The sequence below is a fragment of the Paraburkholderia sp. BCC1886 genome, from assembly GCF_900996245.1.
Taxonomy (GTDB): Bacteria; Pseudomonadota; Gammaproteobacteria; order Burkholderiales; family Burkholderiaceae; genus Paraburkholderia.
Map to the genome: position 1 here is coordinate 397,620 of NZ_CAAJGK010000041.1, position 24,301 is coordinate 421,920.

Consider the following 24,301-nt stretch of genomic DNA (forward strand, 5'->3'; position numbering starts at 1 on the left):
AAACAGGTGCCGAACTCAACATTGCCGACCCTCGCCGGACTGCGCGACGCTTACGCGGCTCGTCGTCTCACGCCCACTCAGGTGGTGACCTCGGCGCTGGCTCGCCTCGATAGCAGCGAGCGCCCGGAAGTCTGGATTCTGCGGATTCCAGCAGCGGATATTCAGGCCCGCGCGAAGTCGCTCGAAGCGTTGCTCGAAGCCGAAGGCGACGCGTTGTTCGAACGCATGCCGCTATTCGGCGTGCCATTCGCGGTGAAGGACAACATCGACGTCGCGGGTTTGCCGACCACCGCCGCGTGCGCGCCTTTCAGCTATACCCCCGACGTGTCTGCGTTCGCCGTGCAGCGGCTCTTCGACGCGGGCGCGATCCTCATCGGCAAGACCAATCTCGATCAGTTCGCCACGGGTCTGGTCGGCACGCGTTCGCCATATGGCGCCGTGCGGAACGCGGAGTTTCCCGAGCGCGTATCGGGCGGCTCCAGTTCGGGTTCGGCGGTCGCGGTGGCGCTGGGCTGCGTCGCGTTCTCGCTCGGCACCGATACGGCCGGGTCGGGACGCGTGCCCGCAGGTTTCAACGAACTCGTCGGATTGAAGCCGTCGTTGGGCCTTGTCAGCAAACGGGGCGTGGTGCCCGCATGCCGCACGCTCGACACGCTGTCGGTGTTCGCGCACGACGTCGACGATGCGTGGCGCGTGCTGAGCGTGATGGCGGCTTTCGATCCGCTCGACAGCTACTCGCGCAAGGTGCCGGCGCTCGGCCTGTCGCGCGGCGTGCCGCGCATCGGGGTGCCGGAGCGGCTCGAATTTTATGGCGATGCGGCCGCGAGCGATGCGTTCGACGCGGCGCTCGAAGCCGTGTCGGCGCATCTCGACGTGAGCCCTCGATCGATCGATTTCGAGCCTTTGAAGGCGGTCTCCGCGCTGCTCTACGACGGCCCGTGGGTGGCCGAACGGCGTGCAGCGATCGGAACGTTTTTCGACACGCAACATGACGCAATCGATCCGGTCGTGGCCGCGGTGGTCGGCAAGGCCGACCGTTTCAGCGCGGTCGATCTGTTCAACGGCCAGTACACGCTGGCGGCCCTGAAGCGTCACGCGGAAGAACTGTTCGAATCCATCGACATCCTGATCGTGCCGACCACGCCGACGCATCCGTCGATCGCGGACGTGCAGGCCAATCCGGTCGAACTGAACAGCCAGCTCGGCTACTACACGAACTTCGTGAACCTGCTCGATCTATGCGCGCTGGCCGTGCCGTGCGCGCGTCGCGCGGACGGCTTGCCCGCGGGCGTCACGCTGATCGCACCGAGCGGCGCCGACCGCCGTCTCGCCGATCTCGGCGCGCGAATCCAGGCACTCTTCGCGACGCCGGACGCGCGCGCTGCCGCCACGTCGATCGCGCCGTTGCCGTTCCAGGAGCCGACAGTCGCGCTCGCTGTGGTCGGCGCGCATCTGCGCGGCCAGCCGTTGAACTGGCAACTCGAACAGGCCGGCGCGCGATTCGTCGACGCGACGCACACGTCGCCCGACTACCGCCTTTACGCGCTCGCCAATACGCAGCCGCTCAAACCGGGTCTCGTGCGCGTATCGGACGAGACCGGCGCCGCCATTGCGATCGAGGTGTGGGACATGCCGTTGCGCAACTTCGGCCAGTTCGTCGCCGACATTCCCGCGCCGCTCGGCATCGGCACGCTGCAACTCGCGAACGGACTCACGGTGAAGGGCTTTATCTGCGAGCCATGGGCCGTGAGTGCCGGTAGTGGCGCGAAAGACATCACCTCGTTCGGCGGCTGGCTCGCGTATCTCGACAGCGCCAACTGAACAGCCGCACACCTGCAAAAAAAGCAAAGACAGTCACCGACGACATCGACCCAACCCACGCCCATTCATCTTCGACAGGATCAGGACACCATGACCAGCCGCCGTACTTTTATCAAGAGCGCCAGTCTGCTGACGCTCGGCAATATTCTGCCCATCGAGTCGGTTTTCGCCGCGCCTAAAACCACGGTCGGCGTGATCTACGTGGGTGCCCGCGGCGACTACGGCTACAACCAGGCGCAAGCGAGCGCCGCGGCCGTGATCAAGAAGATGCCCGGCGTGAAGGTGGTCGAAGAAGAGAACGTGCCCGAAACCATCGCCGTGCAGAAAACCATGGAGGCGATGATCGAGCAGGACGGTGCGACGCTGATTTTCGCGACCTCGTTCGGCTACTTCGACCCGCACGTGCTGAAGATGGCGGCCAAATACCCGAAGGTGCGCTTCGCGCATTGCGGCGGTTTGTGGAAGCAGGGTAATCCGTCGAACATCACCAGCTACTTCGGTTATATCGACGAATGCCAGTACCTGAACGGTGTGGTCGCCGGTCATATGAGCAAGAGCAAAAAGCTCGGGTTCGTCGCCGCCAAACCGATTCCGCAAGTGCTGCGCAATATCAACGCGTTCACGCTCGGCGCGCAGTCGGTCGATCCGTCGATCACGACGCAGGTGATTTTCACCGGCGACTGGTCGATGCCCGTGAAGGAAGCGGAAGCGACCAACAGTCTGATCGACCAGGGCTGCGATGTACTGACCTGTCACGTCGACGGCCCGAAGGTGGTGATCGAGACCGCGGAAAAGCGCGGCGCGATGAGTTGCGGCTATCACGCAAGCCAGGCGGCGTTGGCGCCGAAGGGTTATCTGACCGGAGCCGAGTGGGACTGGGCGACGCCGTACCAGCAACTCGTGTCGGGTGCGCTGGCCGGCACGGCGCAGCCGAATCTGCTGCGCGGTGGCCTGAAAGAAGGCTACGTGAAGATGTCGCCGTACGGTTCAAAGGTGACGCCGGCCGCGAAGCAGAACGCAGACTCGATCAAAAGCAACATGGTGGCCGGCAAGTTCGTGATCTTTAAAGGCCCGATGAAGGACAACAAGGGCGGCACGGCGATCGCGGCGGGCACCAGCTATCCGCAAACCGACTACACGCTGGAAAGCATGAATTATCTGGTGGCCGGAGTGGTCGGTCAGATCTGACCGGCGCGTATCGCGCCAGCCGAAGTGCCGAAGTGCCGAAGTGCCTGAGTCCGTCCACACCAAGGAGCCGTGATGCGTCCCAATGCCCTTGCCGCGAGAGCGATGCTGTCGCTGTTGCCCGCGCTGCCGACCGTGCTGGCCGTGCTCGGCACCTTGCTGTTGTTCTCGCTGTTCCTGCTCGTGCAGGGACAGCCGGCGCTCGATGCGATCGGGCTTATTTTCGAAGGCGCGTTCGGCTCCTCGTTCGCGTGGCAAAGCACGTTGCTGCGCGCGTCGCCGCTCATGTTCACCGCGTTGTGCGTGGCGTTGCCCGCGCAGGTCGGCCTGATCGTGATCGGCGGCGAGGGCGCGCTCGCGTTGGGCGGCATGTGCGCGGCCATCGTTCCGCAGATGCTGCCCGCCGGCACGCCGTGGCTGATTGGCTCGCCGTTGATGGCGATTGCCGGCATGCTCGCCGGCGGCGTGTGGATCGGCGCGGTGGGCGCGTTGCGGCAGTGGCGCGGCGTCAACGAGACGATCAGCAGTCTGCTGATGTCGTATATCGCCATCGCGCTGTTCAAGTTTCTGGTGGAAGGCCCGCTGCGCGATCCGGCCAGTCTGAACAAACCGTCGACCTATCCGGTGCCCGACGCGTTATCGATTGGCTCGATTCCCGGTCTCGAGACGCATTGGGGACTGGTATGGGGCGTACTCGCCTGCATCGCGGCGTGGGTGTTCGTGAAGTTCAGCACCAAGGGGTTTGCGATGCGCGTGGTCGGCGGCAGCAATCGCGCGGCGCGGCTGGTCGGTCTGCCGGTCAACCGGCTCGCGCTGATTGCCTGCGTGCTCGGCGGCGCGGCGGCGGGTCTTGCCGGCATGTTCGAAGTCGCGGCGGTGCAGGGCAGCGCGAATGCGTCGCTGCTGGCGGGCTACGGTTATGCGGGCATTCTGGTGGCGTTCGCCGCGCGCCAGAATCCGCTCGCGATCATCGCATGCGCGTTGATGATCGGCGGCATCGAGGCGAGCGGCAGTCTGCTGCAACGCCGGCTCGATCTGCCCGACGCCACCACGCTGGTGCTGCAAGGACTGCTGTTCGCCAATCTGCTCGCGTGGGAAGCGCTCGGCGGCCGTATCGCCGCATGGCGCGTGAAACTGCAGGCCGCCGCGCAGACCGGTCTTCCCGTGCAACTGGAGCAAACCCATGCCTGACATGCACTCACCCGTGGTGATTCTGCTGCTGTCGCTGTTCGCCGGTGCGATCCGCGTGAGCACGCCTTATCTGTTCGTGAGTCTCGGCGAGTGTCTGACCGAGAAGGGCGGGCGCGTGAATCTCGGACTCGAAGGCATTCTCGTGTCCGGCGCGATGAGCGGTTATGCCGGCGCGTATCTGACCGGCTCGCCGTGGGCCGGCGTGCTCGCGGCCGGTCTGGTGGGACTGTTGCTCGGCTGTCTGCATGGGCTGGTGTGTTCGCTGCCCCGCGTGTCCGACATCGCGTTCGGCATTGCGTTGATGCTGCTCGGCACCGGTCTCGCCTTCTATCTCGGCAAGCCGTTCATCGAACCGCAAGCGCCGATGTTGCCCGGCATCGATCTCGGCGCATGGAGTTCGTCGCCGCAATTGCATAACGCGCTGCGGATCAATCTGCTGTTCGTGATCGGCGTGGTGCTCGCCTTCGTATTGCAATGGGCGCTGCGCAATACGCGCTGGGGCATGATCTTGCGGCTGGTCGGCGATCATGCGGAGACGGCGCGCGCGATGGGTTATCCGCTCACGCGCGTGCGGATTGCGGCGACCGCGGTGGGCGGCGTGTTCGCGGGCGTGGGCGGGGCGTATCTGTCGCTCGTCTATCCGGGCAGCTGGAACGAAGGGCTGTCGAGCGGACAGGGCCTGATGGCCGTGGCGCTGGTGATCTTCGCGCGCTGGCAGCCGTTGCGCTGCTTATGGGCGGCGCTGCTGTTCGGCGCAGCGGGCGCGTTGGGGCCGGCATTGCAGGCGATCGGCGTGACGAGCGGCTACTACCTGTACAACGCCGCGCCCTATGTGTTGACGCTGGCGATCATGATCGTCAATTGCCGGCCGGATCGCACGCTCGCGGGGGCGCCCGGCGAGTTGAGCTTGACGCGGTGATCATGCGTTGCCTCCTTCACAATCGCATTCGACGAACCTAACCAGGATCTCTCCACCATGAACCGTTTTATCGAAGCCCGTCCGTACCCGTGGCCCTACGACGGCGACCTGCGTCCCGCCAACACCGCGCTCGTGATCATCGACATGCAGACGGATTTCTGCGGCCACGGCGGTTACGTCGACAAGATGGGCTACGACCTGTCCCTCACACGTGCACCGATCGAGCCGATCAGAAGCGTGCTTACGCCGATGCGCGAGCAGGGGTTCACGATCATCCACACGCGCGAGGGGCATCGTCCCGATCTGTCCGACCTGCCGGCCAACAAACGCTGGCGCAGCCGCCGCGCGGGCACGAACGGCGTCGGTATCGGCGACGACGGCCCCTGCGGCAAGATTCTCGTGCGCGGCGAGCCGGGCTGGGAAATCATCGACGAACTGGCGCCGCTGCCGGGCGAGATCGTCATCGACAAGCCGGGCAAAGGCTCGTTCTGCGCGACCGATCTCGAACTGATCCTGCGCACGCGCGGCATCGTCAATCTGATTCTGACCGGCATCACCACCGACGTCTGCGTGCACACGACCATGCGCGAAGCCAACGATCGCGGCTTCGAATGCACGGTGCTGGCCGACTGCTGCGGCGCGACCGATCCCGGCAATCACGATGCGGCGCTGCATATGATCACGATGCAAGGCGGCGTGTTCGGTGCGGTCTCCGATTCCGCCGCGTTGCTGCACGTGCTGGGCGGCTGACATCATGACCGCCCCCGCGCAAGCTCTCGGTGTGGAAGTGCTGAACGCGAGCAAGTCGTTCGGCGCGTTTCGCGCATTGGATGGCGTTTCCCTCAAGGTGCAGGCGGGTACGATACACGCGCTGCTGGGCGAGAACGGCGCGGGCAAGAGCACGCTCGTGAAGGGGCTGGTCGGTTACGGCGTGCTCGACGGCGGGCAGATCGTCGCCGATGGCCGGGAAGTCGGCATCGCCTCGCCGCGCGATGCACAGGCGCTCGGCATCGGCATGGTGTATCAGCACTTCACGCTGGCGTCGGGACTCTCGGTGGAAGAGAACCTGTTGCTCGCACGCGGGCGAATGCCGTGGAAAATCGACTGGAAAGCGGAGCGCGCCGCGCTGGCCGCGTTCATGCAGCGCATGCCGTTCCGCTTGCCGCTCGACGCCCCGGTCGCATCGCTCGCGGCCGGCGAGAAGCAGAAGCTCGAAATTCTCAAGCAACTGTATTTGCAGCAACGCTTTCTGATTCTGGACGAACCCACCTCGGTGCTGACACCGCAGGAAGCGGACGAAGTGCTCGGTCTGATGCGCGCGCTGACCACCCGGGGCGAACTGACCGTGCTGATGATCACGCACAAGTTTCGCGAGGTGATGGCCTATGCCGACGATGTGACCGTGTTGCGCAAGGGTCGTCAAGTGGGGTCGACGGCAGTATCGGCGACTAACCGCGACGAACTCGCCGCGTGGATGATGGGCACGGCGACGTCGGGCGGTTCGAAAGAAGTGGTGGCGGAGGACGTCGCGGCCGCTCCCGTGCTCGCCGCCGTGATGGTGCAGCGTCTCGCGCGCACACCGGTCGGCGAAGCGGCCCAGGTGCGGCTCGCGCTGCACGATCTCTCGGTCGAAGACGACCGCGGTCATACGGCCGTGAAGCATGTGACGCTCGCGGTACGTGCAGGCGAAATCCTCGGATTGGCGGGCGTTTCGGGCAACGGGCAGAAAGAACTCGTGGAAGCGCTGGTCGGCCAGCGTCGCGTGAAGGCGGGCACGATGCAGGTCGCGGGCGCGCCCTATCAGGCAACTCGCGAGCAGATGACGCAACGCCGCCTGTTCGCCATTCCCGAAGAGCCGTTGAAAAATGCCTGCGTCGCCGGCATGAGCGTCGCGCAGAATCTCGCGCTGCGCGACTTCGATCGTGCGCCGTTGCGGCGCGGCGGCTGGTGGCTCGACCGTGGCGCGATGCGGGCGCGCGCCGCGCAACTGATCGGCGAATTCAACGTGCGGCCGCCCGTACCCGAGCGCGCCATCGGCACGCTCTCGGGCGGTAACGTTCAGCGCGCGGTGCTGGCGCGCGAGCTGGGGCAACCGGTCGATGTGCTGATCGTCGCGAATCCGGTGTTCGGTCTGGACTTCGCGTCGGTGGCCGACATACATGCGCGTTTGATGGCCGCGCGCGAAGCCGGCGCCGCCGTGCTGCTGGTTAGCGAAGATCTGGACGAACTGCTGGAGCTCGCAGACCGTATCATGGTGATCGCAGAGGGTGAGCTGGTGTTCGAAACGCCCGCGGCGCAAGCGGACCGCACGGTGCTCGGCCAGCATATGGCCGGTCATGGCGACACCCACGCCGAGCCCGCCGCCCCTGTCGAGAAAATCAAGGAAGCTATCGGATGACCTCCCCGAAGACAACGAGCACGACCAGCACGACCAGCACGACGACCACGCTCACTGTCGATGCCCAGCCCGGCCCGTTCACCTACGAGCCTGCCCGCACCGCGCTGGTGGTGATCGACATGCAGCGCGATTTCATCGAACCAGGTGGTTTCGGCGAATCGCTCGGCAACGATGTGTCGCTGCTCGCGGAGATCGTGCCGACCGTAGCCGCGCTGCTTGCCTTCGCGCGCGAACAGGGCTGGCTGGTCGTGCATACGCGCGAATCGCATGCCGCCGATCTGAGCGACTGCCCGCCCGCCAAACGTCTGCGCGGCGCGCCGAATGCGCGGATCGGCGAACCCGGCCCGATGGGGCGCATTCTCGTGCGCGGCGAACCGGGCAACGAGATCATCGAGCCGCTTTTGCCGCTGGCCGGCGAGATCGTCATCGACAAACCAGGCAAGGGTGCGTTCTACGCGACGCGTCTGGGCGAAGAACTCGCGATGCGCGGTATTACGCGGCTGGTGTTCGCGGGCGTCACCACCGAGGTGTGCGTGCAGACCTCGATGCGTGAGGCCAACGACCGGGGCTACGACAGCCTGCTGATCGAAGATGCCACCGCGAGTTATTTTCCGGCGTTCAAACAGGCGACACTGGAGATGGTGCGCTCGCAAGGCGGCATCGTCGGGTGGACCGCGCCGCTTGCCGCGTTGACTGCTGCGCTGACCGCCACACAGACCGACTGACAACTTTTCACTTCATCCTTCATCGACGAGAGCAAGACCGTATGGAAGTCAATCAACCGGAAGTGGTCGCCGAGGTTCGAGCGGCGTTCGTCGAATATGAGCGGGCGCTGGTGGACAACGATATCGACGCCATGAACGCGCTGTTCTGGCACACGCCAGAAACGGTGCGCTACGGAATCGCGGAAATCCAGCACGGCGGCGAAGCAATCCGCGCGTGGCGCGCCAGTTGCGAGCCCGTACCGAAGTCGCGCACGCTGCATCGGACCGTGGTGACCACGTTCGGTGGCGACTACGCGACCGTCAGCACCGAATTCACCAGCGACGCCACCGCCTTGCTGGGTCGCCAGATGCAAACATGGGCGAAGCTCGACGGTGGCTGGAAAATCGTTGCGGCCCACGTGAGTCTGATCGCCACCCCGTGAAGCGCCGATAATAAGAAAAATTGGGATCAGGCAATATGAACGACGACCCGGCCAAGGTACTGGATAGCTCCGGCGATGATCCGGGCGATGCATCGAGCGATGCTGCCGGCGCCGCTGCCGGCAATACGCGCAGCGAGCCCGCACCCAGCGTGCCGGCCGCGGCCAATCCGCTCGCCGAGCAGGTGTATCAGCAACTCAAGAGCGACATTTTCAGCTTCCGTCTGTTTCCCGGCGACCGCTTCTCCGAAAACGGCATCGCGCAGCATTACGGCGTGTCGCGCACGCCGATGCGCGACGGGCTCTTCCGTCTGCAACGCGAGGGTTATCTGGAAGTGGGCTTCCGGCGCGGCTGGAAAGTCGCGCTCATCGACTTCGACCAGCTGGACCAGCTTTACGATTTGCGCATCGTGCTGGAAGCGGCGGCGATCGAGCGGATCGGCGCGGGGGGCGACACGGCGCAAGCCGCGCTCGATGCGTTGAAAGCCATCTGGTGCGTGGCGCCCGAGTTACGCGAGAGCGATCCGGTGAAAATGTTCGGCATGGACGAAGACTTTCACCGGCGACTCGTGGCCGCGACCGCCAACATGGAAATGCTGCGCGTGCATAACGAAGTGACCGAGCGCATCCGCATCGTGCGGCGGCTGGATTTTCTGAAGCCGCATCGCACCAGCGCGACCTACGACGAGCATTCGACCATGCTCAACCTGATCGAACGTCAGCGGCTCACCGAAGCGGGTATCCTGCTGCGCGCGCATATCACGCAGAGCAAGCTGGAGGTACGCAAGATCACGCTCTCCATGCTGTCCGCCGCGCGCGACAGCAAGCTGCCGTTCGTCTCGTAAAACCCGCGGTGTTGCGACGTTCTTACTCGTAAGAGAAGAACGAGCCGCCGAACTTGTCCATCTTGTCGAGCGCCATGCCGGAGCCGCGTACCACGCAGGTGAGCGGTCCTTCCGCGACGAACACCGGCAGCCCCGTTTCTTCCGCGAGCAGGCGGTCGAGATCGCGCAGCAGGGCGCCGCCGCCCGCCAGCATGATGCCGCGCTCGGCGATGTCCGCGCCGAGTTCCGGCGGCGTTTGCTCCAGCGCGATCTTCACGGCGGAGACGATCTGGTTCAGCGGATCGGTGAGCGCCTCGAGAATTTCGTTGCTCGACACCGTGAAGCTGCGCGGAATGCCTTCCGACATGTTGCGGCCTTTCACTTCCATCTCCTTGACTTCGGAGCCGGGGAAAGCGGAGCCGATCTGCTTCTTGATGGCCTCGGCCGTCTGTTCGCCGATCAGCATGCCGTAGTTGCGGCGAATGTAGTTGACGATGGCGTCGTCGAACTTGTCGCCGCCCACGCGCACCGAACCTTTGTAGACGATGCCGCCGAGCGAGATCACGCCCACTTCGGTCGTGCCGCCGCCGATGTCCACCACCATCGAACCGGTCGCGTCCGAAACCGGCAGGCCCGCGCCGGTGGCCGCGGCCATCGGCTCTTCGATCAGATAGACCTGCGAGGCGCCGGCGCTATGCGCGGCTTCCTTGATGGCGCGCCGCTCCACCTGGGTGGAACCGCACGGCACGCAGATGATGATGCGCGGCGACGGCGCGAACAGTCGCGACTCGTGCGCCATCTGGATGAAGCGCTTGATCATCTGCTGGGTGATGTTGAAATCGGCGATCACGCCGTCTTTCATCGGGCGGATCGCCTCGATATTGCCCGGCACCTTGCCGAGCATCTGTTTCGCTTCCTTACCGACGGCGAGGATGATTTTCTTGCCGTTGGGACCGCCTTCCTGGCGAATCGAAACCACCGACGGTTCATCCAGCACGATGCCTTTGCCGCGCATGTAAATCAGGGTGTTCGACGTGCCGAGGTCGATGGCGAGGTCGTTGGAAAAATAGCCGCGCAGAAAACCGAACATGCAAATTCCTGTCTCTCGGATGCCGGGCGCGTGAGCGCGCCGCTTGGGAACGCCGCACGAGGGCGGCGTAGGCGACCACGTGGCGGTCGAAGAGAGGCAAGGATAACAGTTTCGCGCTGCGGCTTACTTCGGCGGGTGCGGGCGCAGCGAATTCGACGACTGCCATTTGGCGCGTTCGCAGTTGGTCTTGACGCGGGCGGCGTAGTCGCCGGGCGAGGACAGACGCAGCGCGCGCATCTGGATGATGTCGTCGTTGCTGTGGTCCCAGCCGCCTTGCCAGTTGGCGTCGAAGGCGCTCGCGTCGGTCAGTACGTGGCGCAGTTGTTCCTTGTATTGGGCGGTCTGCTGGGCGGTGTTCCCACAGAACGCCTGCGCGAAATGCGCCTCCTGACCGGCGGCGAGGGCGGTGGCGTCGGCGCTGTCTGCGTCGGCGATGGCGAGCCGGGGCAATGCCGACAGGGCGAGAGAGAGTGCAAGCAGAATGGCGAACAGCGGCGATGCAGTGGTCTTTTTTCGATTTTTGTACACGATGGGCTCCAGGCGGTCCGTGACCTCGTCGCCTTCTGTTGCAGGAGTCGTGCCTGAAATCGTTCGCTCACCAGCTATACCGTGCGCCGAGCAGTCCGGCGATGCTCCGGTAACCGCCATTGCCGTATTGCAAGCCGACGTTGCCCCAGATTCGCCAGTGTTTCGCCACGTCCGCCTGCAAGCCGGCTTTCAGTTCCGCGCGGTCTTTCGGGCCGTCCTGTGAGACCACCCTCTGGTTGAAGGCGATGCTGTTGCCGCTCGTGTCATGCCACCAGTTGAGTTCGACGAAGGGCAGCCAGCCGGGCGTCGAGAGCGGCGTGGGCGCGCGCATCAGGCGCACGCCCAGGCGCGTGGCGAGGCCGTCGTTGTCTTCGCTATGGATGAGCGTGCCGTTGCTCTCGGTGTGGTCGTCGGCCTGGTAGCTCGAGTAGATCAGTTGCAATTGCGGTTCGAGCAGCCACGCGCCTTTCGTCGTCTGTGCCAGCGTGAAAGCCCAGCCGCCTTCCAGCGAGCCGGACCAGACCTGGCTCGTATAGCTTTCGCCGCTCAGGTCCTGGCCTTTGAGCGTGTTGTCGAAGTGCGCGTATTGCAGCCACGCGTCGACGTACGGTCCATCCGCGCCGCTCGCGTTGCCGTGCCACGTTGCATAGACGCCCGCGCCGACGCCGTTGATGCTGCCGCGTGCGCTCGCCGGATTGTCCCGGGCGCTGGCTTCCGTGGTCGCGGTGCCGTAGCCGGCCATCACGCCGACCTGCCAGAGCTGGTTGCCTGTTTTGTGCCGGTACACGTCGATGCCCGCTTGCACCAGCGCGGAATCGACCGACTGGTCGAGCCGGCCGCCGGCTGCGGCGCCGTCCGTGTGGCCACCCGCGGCGCGCGCCCAGACGGTCGGCGCGTCGCCATTGGCGCTCGCCGATGGCGCGCTGCCGGAAACGCCCGCGCGATCGTGCAGCGTTTGCACGAAGAGGCTTTGCGCCATCATCTGGTTGCCGAGATAGGCGCCGGGCTCGGGGCGCGGAGACTGGTCCGGCGACAGCGAACGCAAATACCAGTCGCCATCGCCCGGCGTGGCCACGCTGCCTTGATAGAGCTTGTATTCGTCGACGCCTGCCACCACGCGCGAATCGAGTGTGAACACGCCGTTCGATTGGCCATCGACTTCCACGATCTGAATACCGTTGCTCGTGCGGCCGCCGGTGCCACCGGCATTTTGTATTTTCACTGCGGTTTTTCCGGCGGTGTCGCCGTGCACGACGAGACGGTCGGTGGCCGACTGGTCGTCGCCCAGCGCGGTGCTCAAGGTCAGGCGGCCGTTGTTGCCGGTATAGGAGCCGGCTACCGTCAACGTGCTCGAAGGCGTCGGGCTCGCCATGCGAAGTTCGCCGCTGTTGATCAGCTGACCGCCTATGGTGAAACTGCCTGACGGCTGACCCGCGAACCCCGGTGCGGCATCGGCGACGGCCAGCAGGCCCTGGTTGACGACATCGCCTTTTACGCCGCCATAGCCGCCGAAGCTCGCGCCCGGCTGCACCGTCACGCGTGAGGTGCCGCTCAGCTGTGCGCCGTTGGCGAGAAGCAGCGCACCCGCGTTGACGGCCGTTGGGCCGGTATAGGGCTGGTTGTCCGACAGCACGACGCTGCCGCTGCCTTGCTGCACCAGCGTGCCGCCGCCGTCGATGACGCCGTTGTACGTGAGCGGCGCGCTGCGATCGAACACCAGCGCACCGTTGTTCGTGATGTTGCCCGCCACGCTGCCGGTCGCGCCGCCCGCGCCGAGTTGCAGCGTGCCGGCGCCGATCGTGGTCGACCCCGTATAGCTGTTGTCGGCGCTCAGGGTCAGCGTGTTCGCACCGGTTTTGATCAGACTGCCGCTACCGCTGATTTCGCCGTCGAGCCGGGTATCGACGGAGTTGTCGACACTCAGGGCCGCACTGCCGAGCGTGACATTGCCCGCGCCTGCGAGATTGCGCACATGCTGGTCGAAACCGTTGAGGTCGAAGCGCGCGCCCGCCGCGACCGTGACCTGCGAACTCGTTGCGACGATATCGCCGGTACCCGCGATGAGCGTGCCTGCGGCGATCGACGTTGCGCCGGTATAGCGATTCGCTTTGGACAGTTGCAAGCTGCCCGCGCCGGCTTTCGTCAGCGACTTGCCGTCCCAGCCCGTCGCGGGATTCGCCGCTTCGTCGATCAGCACCGCATCGAGGTCGAAGGAATCTGCTGCATCGCTCAGCGTGAATGTACCGTGCGCGGCTGGCGGCGAGCTCGTGTGCGCGGCATACCACGTGAGCCCGACCCCGACGTTGAAGTTTTGCGGCGTATAGAACGAGGTGACCGTCAGGTAATCCGTTTGAGCAGACACACCGCCGATGCGCACCGCCGAAAACGTGCCGTTCAGACCGCCTGGCGAAGTCGCGTGAATCTTGGTGTAGATGGCCGACGCGAGTTCCGCGACGCTCGCCGAATCCGGTGCGCTGTAGCCACCCAGATTGAAGGTTGCGCCCGCACCGATCGTGGCGGTGGCCGCGGAGATGACGGGCTCGACGCTGCCGGTCAGATCGACGAGCGAGCCGTTCATCGTGAAGCGGTCGCCCACGTTTAGCGTGGCCTGCGAGCCGAGCAGAAGCGCGGCGCCGGACGCGGTGCTGAACGTGCCGGTCGTGTTGAACGCACCGCTCTGCGCGAGCCGCAGCACGCCCGCGTTCACCGCGACGCTGCCTTGCGTGGAACCCGCAGCCGTCAGGCTGGCAACGCCGCTGCCGGTCTTGCTCAGACTGCCGATGCCCGATAAGGCGTTGGCGAGCGTACCGTTGCTCGCGAAGTCCAGTTGCAAAGCGCCCGCATTGGCGACGGCGCCCGATCCCAGCGCGTTGCCGTTGCTCGCCACTAGCGTGCCTGCCGCGATGTTGGTGCCGCCGCCGTAGCGGTTGACGCCGTTCAGCACGGTGGCCCCCGAACCTTGCTGGATGAGCGAGCCGCTTCCGCTCACCGTGCTGTTCAGCACTGCGATATCGCTGCGGTTCAAAGCGAGCGTGCCGTTATCGACGATGTCGCCGCTCACCATGCCGCTCGCCGCGCCTGCGCCGAGCGTGAGGCGTCCGCCGTCGGCGATGGTCGTGCCGCCGCCCGCGCTGTTCGAGATCGTGCCGCTCACGGTGAGTTGGCCGCCGATCGTCAGCGTGCTGGCCGAGGCGTTCGTCATGCTGACGTTGCCCCCGAGTGTCCAGTTGCTGCCGGGATCCACCGTCAGTTGCGCGTAGCCTCTGTCTTCGGTGGCGATGAAGTTGCCGTTCTCTACGCCGGTACCAGTCAGCGTGATGGTGTTGCCGACGCCGCCGCTGAGCATCACGTTGCCGGCGAAGCCGCTCAGCGTCGAACCCGTGCCGAGCGTCACGTGGTTGTTGAATCCGCCCAGGTAGATCGCGCTGGAAAGCTGGCTGCCTATCGATCCGTAGTTGAAGAGCGACGCGTTCTGGTTGAGTTCGACGCCGCTATTGACCGTGGCCTGAATCGTTCCGGTCGCGCTGTTGACGATGGTCACCGCCTCCCGGGTGGTCGACCGTATGCCCGAGCGAAAGCCGCTGATCGCGCCGTCGTTGTTGATCGTCGCGCTGCCAGCGTCGTGGCTGGTGCCGATCAGAATGCCGGTGCCTTGCGAGAGGTCGCCCAGTCCGGCTCTGATCGACGCGCCGGCATGATTGTTCACGGTCAGCGCGCCGATGGAGTTCATGAAGATGCCGTCCTGCGTCTCGCCGAGTCCGGTCGCGCCGGCAGGGTTGATCGAACCGAAATTATCGATCGTGCCGCTCGCGAGGCCCTCGTAGACAATCGCGTGACCTGTCTGCGCGATGATTTCACCCGCATTGAGCACGTTGCTCTGTGCGCCGAGCATGGCGACGCCCGAGGTCCGTCCGAGGATGCTGCCGGTGGCCTGATTGACCAGCGAGCCGCTAACGTCAAAGCGCAAGCCGACCGCAAAATTGTCCGTCGAACCGGTCACGACGCCGGCGTTGACGAACGTCGCCGGCGCAACGCCCTCGACGACGATTGCGCTTCCGCTCGTGACCGCGACCTTGCTGCCGCTCGGCAGCAGATAGTCGGTATCGGAAGAGAGGGTCTGTGATGTCGTACTCGAATCGACCACGGTGACGCCATGCGCAGTCGACGCGAGGCTGAGAAGAACCGCCGCATAGACAGGCCGCAATGCAAATCCGGGATACGGGCGACGGTCTGTCGCATTAGCGTGCCAATTCATAACCGGTCCTGTAGGCTATATCCCAATTGATATCAAGAAAATCGGCGCGATATTTTTATATAAATCGTTTAACCGGTTTCTGTTTCTGTAAAACGGAATGGAGTGTGGATCCGGTTCAGTGGTGGATACGCGTGACTTTGCCTGCCTTCGGAGCGGCGGATTGGAGATGCAGGTGCGGTGGGACTGATTCGGCGTTGAATCAATGTAGCAAACGATTCACGTCAATTCAAGGCGTTGTTTTAAATCGAATTAATTATCGTAAATTTATGATTGTTTGATTTGCTTAATTCTAAAGAGATTTAATGCCTGAATGCCGCCCGATCCGGGCCGCGAATACAGACATGGCCGCATCTCGCGGCCATGTCTGTTTCGAAACTTCGGCGGTGCTACGAGCGGTCGCGGCTACGCACCCGCGTCGCGCCGGTAATCACCGCCACGCCGAGCATGATCACCGCGACGATGGCAATGGTGTGCTGCGCGACGTGCATGGCCATCAAGCCCCACGACACACCGCCAATCAGAATGATCCAGCCGACCAGATAAATGATGAGGGTCATCGTTTTTTCTCCTTGTCGTTCTCGCAAAACTTCTACGGCTTGATCGAGTAGCAGGTTCCGCGCCCGGACGTGGCGCATGTCGCACGGTCACGCTGTCACGGATGCGGCGCATCGACGCTCGATCTGGACTGCGGAGCCGCGGTTACCTATTGTTTGCGTGGACCTGGACCACGCGGTTCGACTATTCCACTTTGCTACCGCGAGACGACATCATGCACGAGCCGCTTTCCCGCTGGCGACATCTGTGGCCGCATCGTGACAACGCGACGGCGATGGAGTCGGCTGCGCACGACATCTTGAGCGATTACTATCGCTGGCATGCGTCGCTACAAACAACGTCGCCCGGCCCGGCGTCGACCGATTCCTCATTACTGCAGCGGGCAATCGCGCTGCTCTCGGACTTGTCCGCGCGTTTGCAGCGGGACTCGACGCCATGGCCCGATCCCGCGTATCTCGCGCACATGAATGGTGACGTGCCGATCGCGGCGAGCCTCGCTTTTTTCGCGGCGTTGCTCTACAACCCGAACAACGTCACGGCGGAGACGTCGCTCGTGACCACGGAGCTGGAACATGAACTCAGCGATGACTTGTGCTCTCTGTTCGACTTCGATACCCGGCAGGGGTGGGCGCATCTGTGCTCGGGCGGCCACGCGGGCAATTACGAGGCGATGTGGATGGCGCGCAATCTCAAACAGATTCCGTTCGCGCTGGCAGAAGCGCCGGCCTGCCAGACGGCGATGCAGCAGGTTGCCACGCTCGAGCTTCATAACATGGCGCCGGCGAAGGTCGTGCAATTGTTGTGCAGTCTGGAGCCGGCTATACGGGACAGCGTGATGCACGAGGCGCGCACGCTGCCAACAACGGCGTCGTCACGCGAGCGCGGCGCGGTGTATGTCGCTGCACATCGTCATCCTGCTTGGGACAAATGCGCGGACCTGCTCGGTCTGCAACTGGTACCGGTTGTCGTCGATAGCACGAGGCGGATGGATACCGCGCGTCTGCGCGAACAGCTGTTGCGCGCAATCGGCGACGGTTCGCCGATTGTCGCCGTGGTCGCCACGACAGGCAGCAGCGGCGAGGGCAGCGTGGACGACATCGACGCGATTCTAGCCTTGCGGCAGGAGTGCCAGACACGCTTTGGCGCGTCGTTCTTTATTCATGCCGATGCGGCTTATGGCGGTTACTATCGCTGCCTATTGCGTTCGCAGAGCGGCGGGCCCGAATGCGATTCAAACGGCAACGAGCTTGCACCCGAAGTCGCCAAAGCACTGCGCGCGCTGACTCACGTCGACACGATCACCGTCGATCCTCATAAGAGCGGGTACGCGCCGTATCCGGCCGGCGCATTGGTGGTGCGCGACCGGCGATACGCCGACGCGATTGCCTGGCGCAGCCGCTATTTCAGCGAGACAAGGGGCGAGCGTAGGGGGTTCGGTGCGTACACACTCGAAGGTGCGCGTCCTGGTGCAGCGGTGGCGGCGGTGTGGACATTGCATCGATTGCTCGGCTTGCATCGGCAAGGCCTGGGAGCGTTGCTGGCCGATGGCGTTTATCTGGCCCGACGATTCCATCTCGCGTTGAACGAGGCGGCAACGTTCCCTATCGAAGGTGTGCTGCATCGTTTCGTCAGCTTGGCGATGCCCGATCTGGCGATGCTCAATTTCGCCGTGTTGCCGGTGGATGAGAACGCAACCGACGCCACCAACGCCGCGCGGATCAGCGAACTGAGCGAGCGGGTCATCGCGTTGGCGCCAGGTCCCGAAGCGCTACCCGATACACCATGGTTTTCGCGCAATCGGGTACCGGTCATGCATGTACTGGGGCAGCCAGTCGACTCGCGCACGACCACGGTCATACGCTGCTGTTTCCTGAAGCCCTACGCGCGCGATCAGGCCGATGCTTTCGTACTGCGTCTGATCGACCGTCTGCAGCAGCAACTCGCTACGCGTCGCGACAAAATCACACCGCCGTCTTCATGACCGTTTCCCGGCGTTGCCGCTCGCTAGTTGCAGGGACACGAGGCGCGCCAGCACGATGGCTGGGTAGAGTTGCCCGAGCAAGGCTTCGAGATTGGCCAGCGAACGCGCGACTGGCGCTACCGGCACGATGTCGCCATAGCCGACCGAGGTCAGCGAGACAAAACTGAAGTACACCCATGAGGAGTGGCCCGCTTGCGCTTGTTGCGGACCTACGCCCGAAAACGCACCCGAGAACGCACCCGCAAACGCGCCGGGCACGTAGAAGTCGATGAGTTGGTAAGCATCCGCACACACCGCGCCCGCCAGAATATAGATAACGATCGCGCCGCACACGCGGTCGCGGTCCACGTGTCCTGCGCCGAACACCTCGCGCCCGACCACCGCACCAAGCAGCGCCAGCGACAGCAGCGCGGCCTCATTGCGGATCGCGGAGGAGAGGCTGTCCGGCGAAAACCATCCCGCCACCCGCAACGCGATGGCGAGCAAGGCGACCACCAGCACCAGCGCGAAAGCCTTCGACCGGTCCGACGCGTTCACCACGCCGCTCAACAGTACGCCCGCGAGCAGCAGGTCCTGAATGATCCGGTCGGCGAACGTGTTCGACGTGAACAAGGCCGGCACGACGAACACCATGACGACCAGCAGCGCCAGCATGATATTCATGGATGGCGCACGTAGCGGTGCGACTACGCGCTGCCAATGTCGCAGCCAGGCGGGGGACGGGGTGCGGGTTTGCATGCGGTCTCGGGTTTGTCTAAGCCGCGAATCTGACCGGCATGCGCGGGTTATGTTTCCCAGTCCTTCGTCGATCGACAGCGTTATTGACCCACATCAAATCCGGCGCGATGGATCAGCCTTTCGGCAGCGTCGACTTGCTGCCGCGCCGCCGCGGCTTCGGTTCGACACCGACGCGTTCGTCTCGCGCGAGCACGAGCGCTGTCATGTCGTGCACGATGGTTTCGAAAGCAGGATCGTCCTGCGGCACATACAACCATTTTCCCAGCACCGGGTGAGGTCGCAACGCGGGCATGTCGTCGATCAGCGCGGCATGACGATCGCGCGACGTGCATATCAGCAGACCGTCCCACGGCGCACCGCGATCGGCGGCAATCAGGCACAGCAAACCGTCGAGATAAGCGGCATCACAGCCGAACATGCGCTTGTGGAGAAAACCTTCGTCGCGCTCGAACGCATCGAAAATCCAGATCAGGGAGTTGCGTATCGTCGCGGGCATGGGGTTGAACGGCGTGGGCCGGTGATGAGCGAAGGGTGGGACGAGTGGCGTGCTATTGCGCGCGTAAGGCGAATGAAAACGATGCGAGCGCGACGCCGAGTGGTTCGATAATTGCTGGTTAGCACAGTTGCGATCAATGGCAATGATAAAAACAGGAGACACGATGTTCAATGACGATGACTTCATGTCGGTGCGTCGCCGGCTCTTAAGGTCGGCGGGTGCACTCGCCGCGTTGTCTATTATGCCGGCGCGCTTTGCTTTCGCCGCGGACGGCCGCGGCAATGACGCAGCGAGCGCAGCAGGTGACGATATTACCGGTCAGCTTGCACGCTACATGGTCGCCGCGCGCAGCACGCCCTTACCGGATGGCGTCACGCTTGCCTGCAAGCATCGCATTCTGGACACATCCGGCGCGATGGTGTCGGGCTCGCGCATGCGGCCCGGCATGATGGCCACGCGATACGTGCGCGAACCCAGACCGCTTTTTACGGTGTGATAGTTGATTTAAGAACGAACACAGCGAATAGAAGGAGACAACTATGTCCGCCAACGACCGGCGTCAGTTTCTGAAAACCACCGCGGTGGGTGCTTTGGCATCGGCCGCTGCCAGCAGGTCGGTATTTGCACAGCCGGCGGATGCGACAGCTTCTGCTTCTGCTTCGGCTGCTGCCGCCGCCAGCAGTCCTTCGGCGCACCCGCCGAAAGTCACGCGCATTCTCGCCGAGTTCATCGTCAGGACCGGCTATCAGGATCTGCCCGCGCCCGCTCGCACGGAGGGCGTGCGGACATTGATGAACTGGGTCGGTGTCGCCGTGGGCGGTTCGCACGACGAGACGGTGAACCGCGCGGTCGCGGCGCTCACGCCATTCTCCGGGCCGCCGCAAGCGAATCTGCTGGGCCGCACCGAGCGCTTCGACATCATGAATGCAGCGTTTATCAATGGTGTCAGCAGTCATATTTTCGATTACGACGACACACATCTGAAGACCATCATTCATCCTGCCGGCCCCGTGGTGTCGGCCATTCTGGCGTATTCCCAATATCGCCCCGTGACGGGTCAAGACTTTCTGAATGCGCTGGTGCTCGGCGTGGAAACGGAATTGCGTATCGGCAATGCCGTGTACCCGAATCATTACGATGTCGGCTGGCATATTACGGGCACCTGTGGCGTGTTCGGTTCCGCCGCGGCAATCGGCAAACTGATGGGTCTCACGGTGGTGCAGATGGTGTGGGCGTTGGGCCTCGCCGCTTCGCAGCCGGTGGGTTTGCGCGAATCGTTCGGCTCGATGAACAAGAGCTTCAACCCCGGACGCGCCGCCGCCAACGGAATTTTCGCGGCACTGCTCGCGCAGCAGGATTACACGAGTTCGGACGGGATGATCGAAGCGAAGCGCGGGTGGGCGAATACCATCAGCACCAAGCAGGATTACCGCGAGATTACCGAGGGCCTCGGCTCGCATTACGAGTCGACGCTGAATACCTATAAGCCGTTTGCGTGCGGCATCGTGATTCACCCGGCTCTCGACGCGGCGATCCAGTTGCGCAATCAGTATCATCTGCAAGCGGATCAGATCGAACGGATCGACTTGCGCGTGCATCCGCTCGTGATCGAATTGACCGGCAAGAAGACGCCGCAAATCGGGCTCGAGGGGAAGTTCAGTATCTATCACGCGGTGGCGATTGCGGTCATCGACGGAGCGGCGGGCGAGAAGCAGTTCAGCGATGCGAAGGTACGCGATCCCCAAACGGTCGCGCTACGCGAGAAGGTGAACACCATCGTCGATCCATCGATCAAGCCGGAGCAGGTCGATATGACGATCACGCTGAAAGACGGCCGCAAGCTGCATAAATACATTCAGCACGCCATTGGCAGTACCGAAGTGCCGATGACCAATCAGCAACTGGACAAGAAGTTCTCCGATCTGGCCGAAGGGACTCTTTCGCCGGATCGAACCCGCAAGCTGATCGATATCTGCTGGCACGTCGAGCAACTGCAGAATGCCGCCGACATCGCACGCGCCGCGTTGCCGTCCTAGCGAGGCGGCGTTCAGTACAATCGGCGATTCGAAACATCCATACCGACACTCGACGCCTTTATGAAAACTTCGCTTCCGGTCGCGCTCGTCACGGGTTCGACTTCCGGTATTGGTGCCGCGATTGCCCGGCGACTCTCGTCGGATGGCTTCGCGCTCGTCCTGCATTCGCGCAATTCCGCGGAAGCGGGCCGCGCGTTAGCCGAAGAGCTCGGTTCCGCGGTCTACGTGCAAGCGGATCTTGCGGTGGACGCGGAGCGAGTCAGGCTGGTTCGCGAAGCCATTGCTGCGTGGGGAAGGCTCGACGTGTTGATCAATAACGCAGGCATTAGCCGGGTGATTCCTCATTCCGACCTGTCGGCGGTCACGCCGGAAATCTGGCAGACGTTGCACGAGGTCAACGTCGTGGCGCCGTTCCGGCTGGTGGCCGAAGCGGAGACCGCGCTGCGCGAGTCGGCTGCGCGAGGGCGGCCGGGCTGCGTGGTCAACGTGAGTTCGCATGCCGGGGTGCGGCCCAAGGGCGCGTCGATTCCGTATGCCGCCACCAAGGCCGCGTTGAACCACGTTACGCGTCTGCTTGCGCTTTCGTTGGCGCCGGAGATTCGCGTGAATGCCGTGGCGCCCGGTCTGGTCGACACGCCGCTCACGGCCGATTGGGTGCAGGCGCAACAACTGTGGAAAGAGCGCTCGCCGATGCGTCGCGCCGCTAGCCCGGAGGATATTGCGCAGGCGGTGTCGATGCTGGTCGCTTCGGATTATTTGACCGGAGAGATCCTGCTATCGGACGGCGGATTGAATCTCACGTAGCCCGCGGCAAGACACACGCGTGTTTTTCATTACCCGTCGATACATTTCTGAATGGCCGCGCCTAACTGCGCGACCAGAAACCGGCTGTCCGCCGATTCGATAGCAGGCGAGCCCAAGCCCGCGCGCAACACCGCGAAGCCCATCACGTACGACGTGAGCAAGGCGGCTCGGGCTGCGGTGTCGCGTCCTTTCAGCCGTTTTGCCAGCGGCTGGATAAAGTCCCGGTGCAAGGCCTCCGACAGAATCGGCGCCGCGGTGGGACTGCCCACCGAGCCCAGTAGAAACGCGAATTCGTCGAACGATGCCGTGTCGGTCGCCACGACAGGCCCGAGCAGATGACGCGCCACCCGCGCGCCTAATTTATCCAACGGTCCCTCGAAAGCCGGTTCGAGGCTGAATGCGCGGTCGGCAATGAGCCGGAATAGTGCTTCCTTTGAGCCGAATAGCCGCGGAATCATTGCGGGGTCCACCCCTGCGCATTGTGCGATCTCACGCACTCCGACCGTGTCGTAGCCCGCGCGTGTGAAAGCCAACGCAGCGGCATCCAGAATCTTTGCACGGGCCTGATCGGCAGACAGGCGAGCCCGTGGAACCGATTTATCAACACTCGTTGACATTAAGCTGCTCCGTTCGTATTATCAACACACGTTGATAATACAGGAGTTGTCATGGACGCCACTCATCACTTTGCATTCACAGGTCGCAAGATTCTTGTCACGGGTGCGACGAGCGGAATTGGACGCGCATGCGCCATTTATCTGGCTGGGTGCGGCGCCTATGTGATTGCGACCGGCAGAGACCGCACACGCTGCGAGGCGCTCGGGGCTGAACTCGGCGAGCGCGGCCTGCGTATGGTGGCCGATATGAGCAGCGAAACCGATATCGACCGCTTGATGAGTGAGATCGCGAGGCGGCATGGCAATCTCGATGGCGCGGTCATCAATGCAGGCGTGTCGCCGCATACGGAACTCGGCGCACTGGATCGCATGACGTACGACTCGGTGATGGACGTCAACGTCAAAGGCGCGGTATTCACGTTCGCCCGCGCGTTGCCGCTTCTCGCCGATGGTGCGTCCGTCGTATTCGTCGGCTCGGTGGCGGCGAACAAAGGTCAACCGGGCGACGCGCTGTATGCGGGTAGCAAAGGCTTCATTCGCTCGTTTGCGCGCAATCTGGGCACCTCGCCGGACTTGATGGCGCGCGGCATTCGCGTGAACGTCGAGTCGCCGGGGCCGATCGAGACGCCCATGACGGCGGCCGCTACAACCGACGTCGATATCCGCCGCTACGTCGAGAACATGATTCCGATGAACCGTTGGGGTCGGCCCGAGGAAGTCGCGAATTCGATTGCGTTTCTGTTGTCACCGGTATCGGGTTTCACGACCGGCGCGGATCTCGCCGTGGATGGCGGCATGTCGTTTGTTTGACGTGATTCATCCGGGCAGCAGGGTGATGCCATAGTGCGGTGCGGCCGCGCGCATGCGCGCAATGTCTTCGGGTCCAGGTGCGGTTGGGATGACCGGACCTTGCTGGGCATCGGCGCAGGCTTCGACGAAATCTTCGAACCCCGCCGGCGTACACACGACCAGATAGCGTGCCGCAGTCGTATCGTCCGTCGCAATGCGATGCGCGATGTCACGCGGCATGATCGCGGTTTCGCCCGCGTGCAACTGCACTTCCTGATCGCCGACAGTGAGATTGACGTGCCCTTCCAGAACCGTGATGGTTTCGTCTTCGCGTTCATGCACATGCAGTGGGGTCGCTTTGCCAGGCGGACTGAACATCTCCAGCATGCAAAACGCCCCCCCTGTGTCGTCTCCGGAGGTGAGGAGCCGGGCCCGTGCGCCGGCGAAGTTGTATTCCAGCGGCTTGTCGTTCAGGATCAATCCGTTCATGGTGCTACCTCTGTCATTGTGACGAGTATCGACTTGGGGTTCGAAGGGGCGAACGGATCGTGCTGCGCTGCGTCGATGAAAGCCCGGCCGGCCTCGAGTTTTGCCGCCACAGCGTGCGCGCGCTTCGTGTCGCCGGAAATGACGTACGCTTGAAACCGTAGACCGTATCGTTCGCTATTTCAACCGCATTGTCTTCGCCGCTGTGCGACAGAATGCAGAGCACGTGACCAAGAATTTCTTCGTGTGCGGCGGTCATGTCGTTCGACATGTTCGTGAATACGATCGGCTTCACGCAGTAGCCGCCCAGTCCCTCGGGATGCCCCGCGCCGCCGATAATGGGCGTCGCGTCTTCTTCCACACCGCGTCCTCGGCATCGTCGAGCATCAGTGTGGCCCGATACGCCGCGAAAGAAGACGCGATGAGGTTGCCACGAAACCCGGT

Annotated in this window: 23 protein-coding genes; 14 read left to right on the forward strand and 9 right to left on the reverse strand. The window is 63.7% G+C overall.

Going from position 1 to position 24,301, the window contains the following annotated elements; translation table 11 throughout:
* Positions 1–6 precede the first annotated feature (6 nt).
* The 9 genes from atzF to FQ746_RS11645 all read left to right on the forward strand — a co-directional run bounded on the left by atzF (position 7) and on the right by FQ746_RS11645 (position 9,503).
* Positions 7–1,821, forward strand: coding sequence for an allophanate hydrolase (gene atzF / locus FQ746_RS11605; protein WP_144109492.1), 1,815 nt, complete (start codon positions 7–9; stop codon positions 1,819–1,821).
* A gap of 90 nt (positions 1,822–1,911) precedes the next feature.
* A complete protein-coding gene (locus FQ746_RS11610; RefSeq protein ID WP_144109493.1) occupies positions 1,912–3,009 on the forward strand; it encodes a BMP family ABC transporter substrate-binding protein in 1,098 nt (365 codons plus the stop codon).
* A gap of 72 nt (positions 3,010–3,081) precedes the next feature.
* On the forward strand, positions 3,082–4,197 hold the full coding sequence (locus tag FQ746_RS11615) for an ABC transporter permease (protein ID WP_144109494.1): 1,116 nt from the start codon (positions 3,082–3,084) through the stop codon (positions 4,195–4,197).
* A complete protein-coding gene (locus FQ746_RS11620; protein ID WP_144109495.1) occupies positions 4,190–5,116 on the forward strand; it encodes an ABC transporter permease in 927 nt (308 codons plus the stop codon). The genes FQ746_RS11615 and FQ746_RS11620 overlap by 8 nt, the downstream gene beginning before the upstream one ends.
* A 57-nt stretch (positions 5,117–5,173) precedes the next feature.
* The gene (locus FQ746_RS11625; protein WP_144109496.1) at positions 5,174–5,866 is read left to right on the forward strand and encodes a cysteine hydrolase family protein; all 693 of its coding nucleotides are present in this window, start codon (positions 5,174–5,176) and stop codon (positions 5,864–5,866) included.
* Positions 5,867–5,870: 4 nt separating this feature from the next.
* Positions 5,871–7,514 carry an ABC transporter ATP-binding protein gene (locus FQ746_RS11630; RefSeq protein WP_144109497.1) on the forward strand — a complete coding sequence of 548 codons (1,644 nt, stop codon included), beginning with the start codon at positions 5,871–5,873 and terminating at the stop codon, positions 7,512–7,514.
* Positions 7,511–8,239 carry a cysteine hydrolase family protein gene (locus FQ746_RS11635; protein ID WP_144109498.1) on the forward strand — a complete coding sequence of 243 codons (729 nt, stop codon included), beginning with the start codon at positions 7,511–7,513 and terminating at the stop codon, positions 8,237–8,239. The genes FQ746_RS11630 and FQ746_RS11635 overlap by 4 nt, the downstream gene beginning before the upstream one ends.
* Before the next feature lie 41 nt (positions 8,240–8,280).
* Positions 8,281–8,661: an oxalurate catabolism protein HpxZ gene (gene hpxZ, locus FQ746_RS11640; protein WP_144109499.1), complete on the forward strand. Its 381-nt coding sequence runs from the start codon at positions 8,281–8,283 to the stop codon at positions 8,659–8,661.
* 35 nt (positions 8,662–8,696) lie between these two features.
* Complete coding sequence (locus tag FQ746_RS11645; protein ID WP_144109500.1) at positions 8,697–9,503, forward strand: GntR family transcriptional regulator; 807 nt, start codon at positions 8,697–8,699, stop codon at positions 9,501–9,503.
* A 22-nt stretch (positions 9,504–9,525) separates the two neighbouring features.
* Here FQ746_RS11645 and FQ746_RS11650 read toward each other — a convergent pair whose 3' ends face one another.
* The 4 genes from FQ746_RS11650 to FQ746_RS34775 form a co-directional block, all read right to left on the reverse strand.
* Positions 9,526–10,572: a rod shape-determining protein gene (locus FQ746_RS11650; RefSeq protein ID WP_144109501.1), complete on the reverse strand. Its 1,047-nt coding sequence runs from the start codon at positions 10,570–10,572 to the stop codon at positions 9,526–9,528.
* Positions 10,573–10,695: 123 nt separating this feature from the next.
* Positions 10,696–11,100, reverse strand: a complete 405-nt coding sequence (locus FQ746_RS11655; RefSeq protein WP_186310702.1) for a hypothetical protein — start codon at positions 11,098–11,100, stop codon at positions 10,696–10,698.
* A 67-nt stretch (positions 11,101–11,167) separates the two neighbouring features.
* Positions 11,168–15,355, reverse strand: a complete 4,188-nt coding sequence (locus tag FQ746_RS11660; protein ID WP_144109503.1) for an autotransporter outer membrane beta-barrel domain-containing protein — start codon at positions 15,353–15,355, stop codon at positions 11,168–11,170.
* A 386-nt stretch (positions 15,356–15,741) separates the two neighbouring features.
* Complete coding sequence (locus FQ746_RS34775; protein ID WP_186310703.1) at positions 15,742–15,912, reverse strand: hypothetical protein; 171 nt, start codon at positions 15,910–15,912, stop codon at positions 15,742–15,744.
* A 212-nt stretch (positions 15,913–16,124) separates the two neighbouring features.
* On the opposite strand from FQ746_RS34775, the gene FQ746_RS11665 reads away from it, so the two are divergent.
* On the forward strand, positions 16,125–17,891 hold the full coding sequence (locus tag FQ746_RS11665) for a pyridoxal phosphate-dependent decarboxylase family protein (protein ID WP_186310704.1): 1,767 nt from the start codon (positions 16,125–16,127) through the stop codon (positions 17,889–17,891).
* Here the strand turns inward: FQ746_RS11665 and FQ746_RS11670 are convergent.
* Together FQ746_RS11670 and FQ746_RS11675 are read right to left on the reverse strand one after the other, a co-directional pair.
* Positions 17,886–18,554, reverse strand: coding sequence for a potassium channel family protein (locus tag FQ746_RS11670; RefSeq protein WP_260853986.1), 669 nt, complete (start codon positions 18,552–18,554; stop codon positions 17,886–17,888). The genes FQ746_RS11665 and FQ746_RS11670 overlap by 6 nt on opposite strands.
* A 187-nt stretch (positions 18,555–18,741) precedes the next feature.
* On the reverse strand, positions 18,742–19,125 hold the full coding sequence (locus FQ746_RS11675; RefSeq protein ID WP_144109506.1) for a hypothetical protein: 384 nt from the start codon (positions 19,123–19,125) through the stop codon (positions 18,742–18,744).
* 163 nt (positions 19,126–19,288) lie between these two features.
* Between FQ746_RS11675 and FQ746_RS11680 the strand changes: the two genes are divergently transcribed.
* The 3 genes from FQ746_RS11680 to FQ746_RS11690 are packed head-to-tail and all read left to right on the forward strand — an operon-like array spanning position 19,289 to position 21,965.
* Positions 19,289–19,621, forward strand: coding sequence for an MmgE/PrpD family protein (locus FQ746_RS11680; RefSeq protein WP_144109507.1), 333 nt, complete (start codon positions 19,289–19,291; stop codon positions 19,619–19,621).
* Positions 19,622–19,664: 43 nt separating this feature from the next.
* Positions 19,665–21,161, forward strand: a complete 1,497-nt coding sequence (locus tag FQ746_RS11685) for an MmgE/PrpD family protein (RefSeq protein WP_144109508.1) — start codon at positions 19,665–19,667, stop codon at positions 21,159–21,161.
* 60 nt (positions 21,162–21,221) lie between these two features.
* The gene (locus FQ746_RS11690; protein ID WP_144109509.1) at positions 21,222–21,965 is read left to right on the forward strand and encodes an SDR family NAD(P)-dependent oxidoreductase; all 744 of its coding nucleotides are present in this window, start codon (positions 21,222–21,224) and stop codon (positions 21,963–21,965) included.
* Between the two features lie 29 nt (positions 21,966–21,994).
* On the opposite strand, the gene FQ746_RS11695 is transcribed toward FQ746_RS11690, so the two are convergent.
* A complete protein-coding gene (locus FQ746_RS11695) occupies positions 21,995–22,582 on the reverse strand; it encodes a TetR/AcrR family transcriptional regulator (protein WP_144109510.1) in 588 nt (195 codons plus the stop codon).
* Positions 22,583–22,633: 51 nt separating this feature from the next.
* Here FQ746_RS11695 and FQ746_RS11700 point away from each other — a divergent pair, with 51 nt between their 5' ends.
* The gene (locus FQ746_RS11700) at positions 22,634–23,392 is read left to right on the forward strand and encodes an SDR family NAD(P)-dependent oxidoreductase (RefSeq protein ID WP_144109511.1); all 759 of its coding nucleotides are present in this window, start codon (positions 22,634–22,636) and stop codon (positions 23,390–23,392) included.
* 6 nt (positions 23,393–23,398) lie between these two features.
* Here the strand turns inward: FQ746_RS11700 and FQ746_RS11705 are convergent, their stop codons facing one another.
* Positions 23,399–23,860, reverse strand: coding sequence for a cupin domain-containing protein (locus FQ746_RS11705; protein WP_144109512.1), 462 nt, complete (start codon positions 23,858–23,860; stop codon positions 23,399–23,401).
* A 13-nt stretch (positions 23,861–23,873) separates the two neighbouring features.
* Complete coding sequence (locus FQ746_RS11710; protein WP_222105865.1) at positions 23,874–24,218, reverse strand: aldehyde dehydrogenase family protein; 345 nt, start codon at positions 24,216–24,218, stop codon at positions 23,874–23,876.
* Positions 24,219–24,301 lie beyond the last annotated feature (83 nt).